At 67.3% G+C, this 11461-nt stretch carries 8 protein-coding genes and 2 pseudogenes; 3 read left to right on the top strand and 7 right to left on the bottom strand.

All coding sequences use genetic code 11. The features are described 5' to 3' along the window. Positions 1–315 precede the first annotated feature (315 nt). Both C1Y63_RS11140 and C1Y63_RS11135 read right to left on the bottom strand, forming a co-directional pair. Positions 316–609, bottom strand: coding sequence for a DUF4193 domain-containing protein (locus tag C1Y63_RS11140; protein ID WP_106016526.1), 294 nt, complete (start codon positions 607–609; stop codon positions 316–318). Positions 610–1013: 404 nt separating this feature from the next. Then, positions 1014–2093, bottom strand: coding sequence for an inositol monophosphatase family protein (locus C1Y63_RS11135; protein ID WP_158256158.1), 1080 nt, complete (start codon positions 2091–2093; stop codon positions 1014–1016). Between the two features lie 94 nt (positions 2094–2187). Between C1Y63_RS11135 and ppgK the strand changes: the two genes are divergently transcribed. After that, the gene (gene ppgK / locus C1Y63_RS11130; RefSeq protein ID WP_106016525.1) at positions 2188–2937 is read left to right on the top strand and encodes a polyphosphate--glucose phosphotransferase; all 750 of its coding nucleotides are present in this window, start codon (positions 2188–2190) and stop codon (positions 2935–2937) included. Positions 2938–3904: 967 nt separating this feature from the next. Further along, on the top strand, positions 3905–5659 hold the full coding sequence (locus C1Y63_RS11125; RefSeq protein WP_106016524.1) for an RNA polymerase sigma factor: 1755 nt from the start codon (positions 3905–3907) through the stop codon (positions 5657–5659). A 253-nt stretch (positions 5660–5912) separates the two neighbouring features. Here C1Y63_RS11125 and C1Y63_RS11120 read toward each other — a convergent pair whose 3' ends face one another. The 5 genes and pseudogenes from C1Y63_RS11120 to C1Y63_RS11105 all read right to left on the bottom strand — a co-directional run bounded on the left by C1Y63_RS11120 (position 5913) and on the right by C1Y63_RS11105 (position 10425). After that, on the bottom strand, positions 5913–7229 hold the full coding sequence (locus tag C1Y63_RS11120) for a DUF418 domain-containing protein (RefSeq protein ID WP_106016523.1): 1317 nt from the start codon (positions 7227–7229) through the stop codon (positions 5913–5915). 169 nt (positions 7230–7398) lie between these two features. Continuing rightward, entirely contained in the window at positions 7399–7884 is a 486-nt protein-coding gene (locus C1Y63_RS11115) for a hypothetical protein (protein ID WP_106016522.1), read from the bottom strand. Between the two features lie 592 nt (positions 7885–8476). Continuing rightward, positions 8477–8659 (bottom strand): annotated as a pseudogene (locus C1Y63_RS13325) (ATP-dependent helicase); the annotation flags it as partial. Between the two features lie 74 nt (positions 8660–8733). Further along, positions 8734–10189, bottom strand: a pseudogene (locus C1Y63_RS11110) (DEAD/DEAH box helicase); the annotation flags it as partial. Continuing rightward, positions 10189–10425, bottom strand: a complete 237-nt coding sequence (locus tag C1Y63_RS11105) for a DUF3039 domain-containing protein (protein WP_106016520.1) — start codon at positions 10423–10425, stop codon at positions 10189–10191. The pseudogene C1Y63_RS11110 and the gene C1Y63_RS11105, both read right to left, overlap by 1 nt. A 274-nt stretch (positions 10426–10699) precedes the next feature. Between C1Y63_RS11105 and C1Y63_RS11100 the strand changes: the two genes are divergently transcribed. Next, on the top strand, positions 10700–11329 hold the full coding sequence (locus tag C1Y63_RS11100; RefSeq protein WP_233195697.1) for a DUF3099 domain-containing protein: 630 nt from the start codon (positions 10700–10702) through the stop codon (positions 11327–11329). Positions 11330–11461: the final 132 nt, after the last annotated feature.

Below are 11461 nucleotides of genomic sequence, written 5' to 3'. Positions count from 1 at the left end.
TTAAACTTTTCGAATCCCATTCGAGCTGGTCAGAGCGTCAACATGAGATTAGTCACCTGGCGGTGAGCCAAGTCGGGTGGAGGCACCGGGGAATCGGCACTGTCAGGTGGGGTGCGCCGTGGGCGCGGCGCGACGACACGGCGCATGAGTAAAGGCCTCCGCCACACAGGGGCGAAGGCCTGACACAGAGAGAACAACAGTGACGCGCACCTGCTGCGCGCGGTCACGCGGGTGGCGCACACGGGCGTGCCCGTCGGGGTGCACCCGCACGTTCACGGCGCGGGGAGTGATGGTGCCCGGCGCCGTGAAGGACGATTAGGCGCAGTCCATACAGATGATGGTGCCGTCGTCCTCGGTGTGGTCGATGCGGTTGCGGCGCTGCACGATAAAGCAGGAGCCGCAGGTGAACTCGTCGGCGCGGCGGGGCACCACGTTGACGTTGATGTCCTCGCCGGACAGGTCCAGGGTGGGCAGATCGTAGGACTCCACAACCTCGCCATCGTCGTCGACGTCGAGGCTGGCGTTCTCGGCAGCCTTCAGGCCCTCGAGGGAGTCGGTCTCCAGGTCGTCGTCCACGCGGCGACGCGGTGCATCGTAGTCAGTTGCCATGTGTGGTGTCCCAATCGTTGTGGCGGGGTGGTCGCGTCGCACCGTCAAGGCTCGTCCCACTGCACAGCCGACCCCGGGTGAATGATGGGGTCACAGAGGCGAGGTGCCAGAGTGCTCCGCGCTCCGCAGCGACGTCAATGATTCGCTGCCGTGTAAGCGGTTTACGGGGGCATAGTAAGGCACAAAAGGCGCGTTGTCATATCACCACCCTCATCTCGCCCAGACGGCAGAATTTCTCTTCACATCCGGCCAGGTCACGCCCCATATCCGCCGCGACACGCGGGGAAGCCCGCCACCCCACCTCAGCCCACCGATGACATCCCCACGCGGGGCCACCCGCGCCCACCCCTGCCGCAGGCACAGCACAGGCGGTGGGCGACGTCCTCGGCACCCGCGGCAGGGTTTTACGCCGTCGCAGCCGCCGCAGGCAGGGTGTCCCAGCCGCCCACCTCGGCCAGGGCACGAGCGCAGTCCGCCGCCACCGAGGGCGCGGCAGCAAAGATGGGGGCACCATCATCGGCGCGCAGATCAGCGGTGGGCACGCACACCACCGCGCCCGCTTCGGCGGCAATGACGGCACCAGCCGCGAAGTCCCACACATTCAGCGCGTGCTCCCAGTAGAGGTCCACCCGCCCCTGGGCAAGCTGACACAGGTCGAGGGCTGCGCTTCCCGCGCGGCGGATGTCGCGGACGGTGCCCAGCAGGCTCGCCAGCATGGCGCCCTGGCGGGCGCGGCGCGCAGGATCGTAGGAAAACCCCGTGGCCAGCAGACTCACAGGGAGCGTCTCGGGGGCGTTGACGTGGAGGGCCCGCGGGGCACCCCAGTGCAGCTCGCCGCGGGTAGTGCCCTCGGCGGTGCTGCAGGAGTCTTCCCCGGGGCGCGCGGCGGACGACTGCGGCGTTTCCACCGCCGCCCCCTGGCCGCGTGCCGCATGAAACAGCTCGCCCGTGGTGAGATTCACCACAGCGCCGACGCAGAGTTCCTCCCCCACCATGACCCCGATGCTCACCGCCGACATGGGGATGCCGTAGACGAAGTTCACGGTGCCATCCACCGGGTCGACCACCCAGGTGATGCCGGAGCCGTCCTCGTCCGCCGGCCGCCGGGTGCCCTCCTCACCAATGAGGCCATCTCCGGGTCGGTGGGTGGCGAGATACTCGCTCACCATGGCTTCCACCGCGAGATCCGCCCGCGTGACCGGATCCCACGCCTCGGACTTGGTGTGCGCCACGGCCCGCGTGTCCGGGCCTGTGGCCAGCAGCTCCTGGACGAGCACGAACGCCCGGGCACACAGGGCGCGGGCAACCTGTCGCAACTCCCCCAGCAGCGCCGGGGTAGCCTGCTCCCCGCAGGTGGTCACCACGGGGGTCACCCCGGGATACGCCAGGGTATGAATGCCCGACGCTGCTGCGAGCGCCACCTCCGGCGGGCGGTGATGGGCGGCAGCAGACGGGGTGGACTGGGACACATCGGTGAAAGTCATACCCCCCATGCTGCCACCGCGCGCCCCTTTTCCCCCACCACTGACCAGGGTTCGATAGAGGTATCGCGGCTGCTGCCTACTACAGTGAGAACACATGACACATCTTGGTTTCGGCATTGACATCGGCGGCTCCGGCATCAAGGGCGCGGTCGTGAACTTGGACACAGGCGAGTTCGCGTCCGAGCGGATCAAGATCCTCACCCCGAAGCCCGCCACCCCCGAGGCAGTCGCCGCCACCGTCGCGGAGATCGTCGCCCAGGCCGGATGGGATGGCCCCGTCGGTATCACCGTGCCGTCCGTGGTGAAGGAGCAAACCGCGCTGACGGCCGCCAACATCGACCCCACCTGGGTCGGCGTCGACTGCGCCAACCTCTTCGGCCAAGTGCTCGGCCGCGAGGTTGCGGTCCTCAACGACGCGGACGCCGCGGGCATCGCCGAGGTCACCTACGGCGATGAACGGGCCCGCACCGGGGCGACGATCCTGCTGACCTTCGGCACGGGCATCGGCTCCGCACTGCTGATCAACGGCACCCTGTACCCCAACTCGGAGCTCGGCCACATGATCATCGACGGCGCGGAGGCCGAATCCTTCGCCTCCTCCAATGCGAAGGACCGCGACGAGCTGTCGTACAAGAAGTGGGCGAAGCGCGTCGATACCGTGCTGCTGGAGATGGAGCGCCTGTTTAACCCGCAGGCCTTCATCGTTGGCGGCGGCATTTCCCGCAAGTCGGAGAAGTGGGTGCCGCGCCTGACGGTCAACACCCCGGTGTTCCCCGCGCAGCTGCGCAACACCGCCGGCATCGTCGGTGCCGCCTGGGCGGCCGCACACAACGTGCGCCCCTAAAACGCATCGTTTACACGCCACGGCCATGACCCCGCGCACACCCCGACAGCAGGGGTGCCGGGCCGCGGCCGTGGCGTCGGCATCTGGTGGGTGTGCTGGACCTGGACGCAGCGTGCGCGACTCAGCGGGCCCGCAGATCGGGGCCACAGCCACCCCAGAGGTCGCGGAGCGGGAAAAACATGCAGGCAGGACACCCTGCGTGAGGCGTCACAAAACGCCCGCCACCCTGTGAACAACTTCATATGGACAAAGGGGGCTGGGAAGTGCTTCCCGGCGGCTTGACAACGACACGACGGCAGCTTTTGCGCTATGCTCGTGCGTTGACCGTGGACAACAGTTAACCGTTGCCCGTGATTCACCCAAGTTGACTCACCATGTACATCTTTGGACACGCCGTCGCCGCTGCGGCCACCCGCGCCCCGGCATGAGCGATCGCCGTTTTCTTTTCGCGTGTCCATCCAGTTGTGGGGAAGAAATCGCGTCGCGTTTTAACTTTTTCGGCGCCGTGCTCCGGCAGGCGCCTCGTCCGATAACACACGAGCATTCCACCGCGCACTCACCCAGGCGTGCCGCAGCCTAGCCCCGCGCTAGCTGCAGGAATGCTCGACCATTGTGTGTCACCACCAGCCCGAAAGGCCGTGGCCGCACCCACTTCACTCCCTACACCACATCCGGCACCACTGTCGGCGGGGAGCGCGACCACGCCTTGGACGAAGGAACTGAACACCACCACACGCCAGGCCACTGTGGCGACTTTGATCGCGGTGTGCTCCGATGCCGCCGACAGGTGCTTTGGCTGTGGTGGTCTTCCCACGCCCCGCCGTGTGCTTGTCACGCCCGCCCACTGGACCCCCGGTCCTTCGTGCGCCTCGTGACTTCCTGCGCCGAGGATGCTGCCCTGCCACCCGGCAGGACGGCAAGGTGACACACGTGCGAGACACTTTAAAAACCAGCGAAAGGGTTTTTCGTGGCAGCCACTGAAGGTTCTGACACCACACAGACCGCGAGCGAGACGAGCTCCGCCGCACCGGCGAAGAAGACCGCCGCCAAGAAGGTCGCCAAGAAGGCCGTCCGGCGCGCCGCCGCCCCGCGCGCCGCCCGCAGCAGCGAGGACCAGGCCACCACCGAGGCCCCCGCCGCCGAGGCCGCCACCGCGGCACCGGCGAAGAAGACCGCCAAGAAGACCGCGGCGAAGAAGACCACGCGCACCGCAGTGCGTAAGGCCACCACCGCCGCCACAGCGCCGGCTGAGGACGCCAGCGAGGAAACCACCTCCGCGCCGGCGAAGAAGACCGCCGCGAGGAAGACGGCGAAGAAGGCCGCCAAGAAGACGGCGAAGAAGGCTGCCCGCAAGGCAGCCCCGAAGGCCGCCGCGGCCGCGGATACCGACGCCGCCGAGGACGAGACCCCGGTGGCGAAGGCCGCGAAGAAGACGGCCACCAAGGCAGCGAAGAAGGCGGCCAAGAAGACCGCCAAGAAGGCTGCGAAGAAGACCGCCGCCAAGAAGACCACGAAGAAGGCCGCGAAGAAGGCCAAGTCCATCGTCGACGACGGCGACGACGTCGATACCGTCGAGGACGAGGATCTCGGCGACGGCGACTTCGGTGACGACGACTCGGACGATGACGACTACATCGGCCTGGCCGCCGACGACGACGCCGAAGACACCGACGACGAGGATGAGGACGACTCGGACGACGACGAGGAGGACGAGGGCGCCAACGTCTGGGACGAAGACGAATCCGCCGCCCTGCGGCAGGCCCGCAAGGATGCCGAACTCACCGCCTCCGCGGACTCGGTGCGCGCCTACCTCAAGCAGATCGGTAAAGTCGCCCTCCTGAACGCCGAGCAGGAAGTCTCCCTCGCCAAGCGCATCGAGGCCGGCCTCTACGCCGACCACGTCATGGAGCAGATGGAAGAAGCCGTCGCCGGCGGCGACAAGGACGCCAAGCTCACCCCCGCCCGCAAGCGCGACCTGCGGCACATCTCCCGCGACGGCCGCAAAGCCAAAAACCACCTCCTCGAAGCCAACCTGCGCCTCGTGGTGTCCCTGGCGAAGCGCTACACCGGCCGCGGCATGGCCTTCCTCGACCTCATCCAGGAAGGCAACCTCGGCCTCATCCGCGCCGTCGAGAAGTTCGACTACACCAAGGGCTACAAGTTCTCCACCTACGCGACCTGGTGGATCCGCCAGGCGATTACCCGCGCGATGGCCGACCAAGCTCGCACCATCCGCATCCCGGTACACATGGTGGAAGTCATCAACAAGCTCGGCCGCATCCAGCGCGAGCTGCTCCAGGACCTCGGCCGCGAGCCCACCCCCGCGGAGCTGGCGAAGGAAATGGACATCACCGAGGACAAGGTTCTCGAGATCCAGCAGTACGCCCGTGAACCGATCTCCCTCGACCAGACCATCGGCGATGAAGGCGACAGCCAGCTCGGTGACTTCATCGAAGACTCCGAAGCCGTCGTCGCCGTCGACGCTGTGTCCTTCACCCTCCTGCAGGACCAGCTCAAGGACGTGCTGCACACCCTGTCCGAGCGCGAGGCCGGCGTGGTGAAGCTGCGCTTCGGTCTCACCGACGGTATGCCGAGGACTTTAGACGAAATCGGCCAGGTCTACGGCGTCACCCGCGAACGTATCCGTCAGATCGAATCCAAGACGATGTCGAAGCTGCGTCACCCCTCCCGTTCCCAGGTACTGCGCGACTACCTCGACTAACCGTCACCCATCACCCCCGAACTACCCCCACTGCGCGACACGTCGCGCAGATCCCGGTACAGTAGTCGGCGGAACACACCTAAGGCCCCGGTAGAGAATTTCTCCACCGGGGCCTTTCGCGTCCCCACCCAAGCAGCGCTCACGACGCCCGGGCCCGGTGCCGAGGCGGCGCCCTGCTGGGCGCTGCTCCCCCACCGTGCATGCCCTCGTGGCCCGGTCACCACGCCCTGCGGGCCAAACCCCACAGGGCTGGCTAGTAGACGGGAACCAGCGGGCGCCCTTGGGCATCAACAAGGTTGCGGCGAGCAGCCTCCGGGTACGGGATCGGGTGGCCATTGTCCACCTGTCGCAGGAAGTAATCCTTCGGCAGGCCCTGCTTGCCGTAGGACCAACGGCGGTGCAGGGCCTCACAGGGACCCGGTAGGCCCGCCCGGTCGAGCAGGAAGGCCGCCACGAGCGTGATCAGCCACACGATGACCCCCATGACCGAGCCCTCAAACGCGCCCTCCCGCACCCCCAGGTACAGCCCATAGGGGGCGACCAGCACGGTGAACAACAACGACTGGGCGATGTAGCCCGACATGGAGCGGCGCCCCAACGCCACGAGCATCTGCACCGGCCACGCCATGGTGGCGTGCTCCCCGCGGGCAGCAGCCGCCGTGATGCGCCGCTGCAGGGGAATGCACGCCAACGCAATCGCCGCGAGGATCGCCGGGCCCGTGAGCACCCCCAGCCACTGATTCACCGACTCCACCAAGGTGTCGTTGACTGGCAGCAGCCCCGCGGACCCGGCCGCCATGAGCACCCCCAGCACCAGTGCCAGCACACCGCCGGCACTAGCCACCGGCACGAGCACCTTCGTGTACGCGGCCGGGTTGTCCAAGATCCGGTAGCGGGAGGCAATCACGCCGACGAGCATGAGTGGGAACAGGGCGAGCAGTTCCACGGGAAGCATAAAGGCCTGCATGAGAATCACGCCGAGCCCCAGGACAACCTGCTGCAGATAGGTATCCGCCGCTTGATTGGCGGTATCCGATTGGAAAAACAGCCCTGCCGCCGGCACCGTCAGCAACCCACTGAGGAGGAACATCACACCTGCGATCCACCACAGAACCTTGGTGCGCAGGGTGATCATCGCGGTGAGCAGCATGCCGGCGAGCCCATAGAAGAGCATGATGTCGCCCCAGAAGAGCGCGACGCAGTGCACCGCCCCAAACAGGGCGAGCAGCCCGTAGCGCCGCAGCAGCACCCACCGGGCCGCGTCCACGGGGTACGAGCGCCGCTGCAGGGAGTCGCACAGCATGCCAAGCCCGTAGCCCAGCAGCAGGGAGAACATCGCCAGGCCCCGCACATGGGTGAAGATGCACCCGAGGAACACCGCCACCGTATCGGCCATGCTGCCGTCAACGATGCCGCCGTAGCGGCCGGCGGGGACGTCGCCCGCCATCGCCCACGCGGTGGTCACGTTCGCCACCGCGATACTCAGCAGCGTGAGCCCGCGGGCGACATCGGGAGTAATGAGCCGGGGACGCACGGGTGCAGAAGTCGTCGTGGTGTGGGGTTCAGTCACGAAAGGGGTTCTCCTGAGAGGCGAGAAATGCGGGCGGGGTGCCAACGTCCGAACCGGGGCGCAGGACGCGCAGGACGCACGGGGGTGGATGCACGACACCCCAGCCAGGTGGTGGACCTTGTGGCTGGGGTGTGAGAGGAAGTGCTGGGTCGCACACGTGCGGGCGATGCTATTGCTGTTCCTGCTTCATCGCCGCAGCGGCGTCCTGGATGCACTGCGTGTACGCATCCTGGTCGTCCCGCAGGTGGTTGCACTGCTCATCGAATTCGGAGAACACGGTGAAGCCAAGGAAGTAAACAAAGGCGAAGAAAGCACCGGCGACGAGACCGAGGATCGACACCAGCAGACCGCCGATAGCCATGCCCTTACGCTGGAAGGGGCCGATGATGTGCTTCGCCTTCGTCAGGGCGATGATCGACAGGATGATGCCGATGAGGCCCAGCAGGAGGCCACCCACGGCGGACCAGCACAGCACCAGGGCGCCGATGCCGAGGCCCAGGCCCCAGGGGGCGAGGGTGTTGCGGCGGAGCTCACCGGTGGGCTCCGAGGCGTAACCGGTGCCGGGGTAGCCGCCGGCGGCGTAGGCGGAACCGTAGACGTTTGCGTCCGCGGTGGGGTCCTGGGCGGGTTCGTTACCGGGGTACGGGGTGGTCACGATGAATCACTCCTTGACAAGTGTGTATGGGGGCGCTCACACCATGGGTGTGAGTGTCGGTAGAACCGAGCTTCCCCACACCTTACCGTGGTGTGGTCCCGCGTGCAGGGGACCGCTCTTCGGCTTCTCCCCTTGCGACCCCGGCAGGTATACCCCGGGGGAGTTTTCCCGACTGTGGCGGGTGGTGGTGTCGACTCGCCCCGGCGGCACCGGTGGGGCGGCGATAGCGGCACGAGCGCCCACCGGCCCGGCAGCTCACCAACGGCGCACCGCCTCCATCGCCCCGCCCCGTGGTCCCGCGAGCCTCCCACCCCAGGAGTGGCCCGTTTGCGCAGCTTGCGGGCGCATCTCGCCCCGCACTCCGGTGCACGCCGGATGCTCGGGTGGCGGCACGGCTGTCGCCGAGACAGCCCGGCAGAGCGTGGGGTGTGCCCCGCCGCGAGCCGCGCGAGTCATCGTGCATCGATGCGCCGTGCAGCCTCCTCGAGCGGGGCTGCATCTGGGCTATCCCCGCAGCTGCCGGAACCGGGCAGGACCGCCGCATCTACCCCCAACAGGGGGTAGCAGGCCGCGCTGCGCCCACAGGTGTGGGTTACCAGCGGCGGAGGTAGTCGATGCGTTGGCGGAGTTGGTCCGCAGTGCACAGTGCGGTCGGGGGCCCGCCGCAGGCGTTGCGCACCTCGGTATGGATAGCGCCATGGGGGCGGCCGGTGCGGGAGGAGGTGATGGACACCAGGGCGTTGAGTTCTTTGCGCAGCGCGGGGATCTCGTCACTGGTGGCCCGCTCGGCGGCCGCCTGATTGCCGGCGGAGTTCCGTGCGGCAGCTTCGGCTTCTTTGCGTTTGCGGTCTTCCTCGGCCCGGGCTTCGATCTGTTCCGCCTGGCGCTGTTTGAGCAGCTGCCGCATTTGCTCAGCATCGAGCAGCCCCGGCAGGCCGAGATAGTCGGCTTCTTCGGCAGAGCCTGTGAGCGTGGCGGTGCCGTAAGTCGAGCCATCGTAGATGAGGGAGTCGAGCTCCGCTTCGGCACCGACGGTCTCGTAGGGCTTGATGAGCGCGTCGGGTTCGGATTTCTTCTTGTTCGCTTCGACGAGGAGTTCATCGTCCCAGCCCTCTTTCACGCGGTCGGGTTTGCCGAGCACGTGGTCGCGAGACTTCTCCATCCCGGCGGCCAGATCCAGCAGCACGGGCACGCTGGGAAGGAACACGGAGGCAGTTTCGCCGGGCATGCGGGAACGCACGAAGCGGCCGATGGCCTGGGCGAAGAACAGCGGCGTGGAGGCGGAGGTGGCGTACACGCCGACGGCGAGTCGGGGGACGTCCACACCCTCGGAGACCATGCGGACCGCGACCATCCACTCGTCGGTGCCGTCGGAAAATTCCTTGATGCGGTCGGACGCGCCCTCCTCGTCGGAGAGGATGACGGACACCGGGGTGCTGGATAGGGACTGCAGGATCCGGGCGTAGGCGCGGGCCGTAGCTTTGTCGGTGGCGATGACGAGGCCGCCGGCATCGGGCATGTTCTGGCGCAGCTGCATCAGGCGCGTGTGGGCGGCCTGCAGCACGGCGGGAATCCAGTTGCCCTTGGGGTCCAGGGCGGTTTTCCAGGCGCGGGCTGTTTGTTCCGCGTTGAGCGGCTCCCCGAGGCGTGCTTCGTACTCCTCGCCGGCGCTGTCGCGCCAGCGGGCTTCTCCCGAGTACGCCAGGAACACCACGGGACGCACCACGCCGTCGGCGAGCGCCGCGGCATAGTCATAGGCGTGGTCGGCCTGGGACTTGAGATAGCCTTCGCCGTCGTCCACATAGCGGACGAAAGGAATCGCCGAGTCGTCGGAACGGAACGGGGTACCGGTGAGCGCGAGGCGGCGTTCCGCATCACAGTAGGCGGTGCGGAGACCATCGCCCCAGCTTTTCGCGTCACCAGCGTGGTGGATCTCGTCCATGATGACGAGCGTCCGCTTCGCCGTCGCGAGCTGGTAGTGCTTATACGGGTGCATCGACACCTGCGCATAGGTCACCACCACGCCCTGGTACTCGGGGTTCAACGCCCCCGAGTTGCTGAACTTCGGGTCGAGGCGAATACCGACGCGGGCGGCGGATTCCGCCCACTGGACCTTCAGGTGCTCCGTGGGCACGACGACGATGACCCGGTCGACGGTGCGGTTGTCGACGAGTTCCGTCGCGACCCGCAGCGCGAAGGTCGTTTTACCGGCGCCGGGCGTCGCCACCGCCATGAAGTCTTTCGGCTTGTTCGCCAAATACTTCGTCAGTGCTTGGCGCTGCCAGGCGCGAAGATTGCCGGCCACTATTTCCGCAGACCCCGGTACACGCGCTCACAGTCGGGGCACACCGGGGAACCCGGCTTCGCCTGCTTGGTGACGGGGAAGGTCTCCCCGCACAGGGCGACGACGACGCGGCCGTTGATCGCGGAGTCGACGATCTGGTCCTTCTTGACGTAGTGGAAGAACTTCGGGGTGTCGTCGTCCGTGGTGATCTCGTCGCGGACATCTGGCCGTTCGATGGTCGTTGTTGAGGTACTCACGCGAACCATCATGCCCCAAACAGCCCGGCGGCGATAGAGCCGCACTACGCGCCCCCCACCTGTCACACGCGCCCCACGCCCGGCGCGCCACCGGCACCCGGGACAGGTGGGCACCCCCTTTTGCGGGGTGCGGGGCGGGGGCCTGATGCGTGGCAGACGGCCAAAGGGGTCTAGGTTGAAACGTGGACACCGCGTGCGCCCCGGCTTTTTGGGGGTGTGCGTGGGTGGTCGAGACAAGTGCGTTGACAACTTTCAGGGAAGGGCCTGGGTGCAGGTGGCTGTGTTCCGCAAGCGTCGTCGCGTCGAGCTGATTACCGACGCCCGTCAGTCCCCGTTGGAAAACCACGAGCATCGCAAGAAGGTCTACAACATTCTTCAGGGGCTGCGTGTGCCGTTCCTCGTGGCGGCCGCGTGGGCGTATTTGGGGTGGCACAACGTCTGGCTGTCGGGGATCCTCATGCTGATTTGTGTGCCGTTGCCTTGGGTTGCGGTTGTCATTGGCAACGGCATTGGGGAGCCGCATGATGCTCGTGTCAAGCAGGTATATAAGCCGCAGGTGCAGCGTGATGCTGCCCGCGTGGCGGCCCTGGAGCAGCAGTCGGCGGCCGCGTTACCTGCGGCCGGTGTTGGTGGTGCGGGGGTGGTGGATATGGTGCGGCCGGCATCACCCACTGGTGCGGTGCGCCCGCCGTCGGCGAGCACGTGGTCGGGGGTAGTGATCGATCACGATGAGGTTGACACTGATGACGCTGCAGCGGCGAGTACTGCGCCCCATGCCGCCGACGCGGAGCCTGAGGCCGCTGCGGAGTCCGCTCCCGGCGACTCCCGGCAGGCCCACGTGGCGGATGACTCTGGCTCCACAAGTGCGATACCGCAGCCGCGCCGCCGGGGCTTGCTCACGTAAACACCGCCCCTACGGTCCGTCCGCCCACAACTGGGGTCCGGTGCGTGCGCGGCGTCGCCGCCGCTGCCCGCTGCAGGCGACGCGCGGGAACACCCCCAGTGCTGTGCCTGCAACCGGCTGCGTGGTGTGTCG

Source organism: Corynebacterium sp. 13CS0277 (assembly GCF_002994655.1).
Lineage (GTDB): Bacteria > Actinomycetota > Actinomycetes > Mycobacteriales > Mycobacteriaceae > Corynebacterium.
Note: the sequence above shows the minus strand (reverse complement) of the source record. Positions and strands in the feature narration are given on the sequence as shown.

What these genes read in the sequence shown, in the direction of transcription:
- C1Y63_RS11140 (WP_106016526.1), bottom strand. Translation starts at nt 609, where the DNA reads ATGGCAACTGACTACGATGCACCGCGTCGCCGCGTGGACGACGACCTG.
- C1Y63_RS11135 (WP_158256158.1), bottom strand. Translation starts at nt 2,093, where the DNA reads ATGACTTTCACCGATGTGTCCCAGTCCACCCCGTCTGCTGCCGCCCAT.
- ppgK (WP_106016525.1), top strand. Translation starts at nt 2,188, where the DNA reads ATGACACATCTTGGTTTCGGCATTGACATCGGCGGCTCCGGCATCAAG.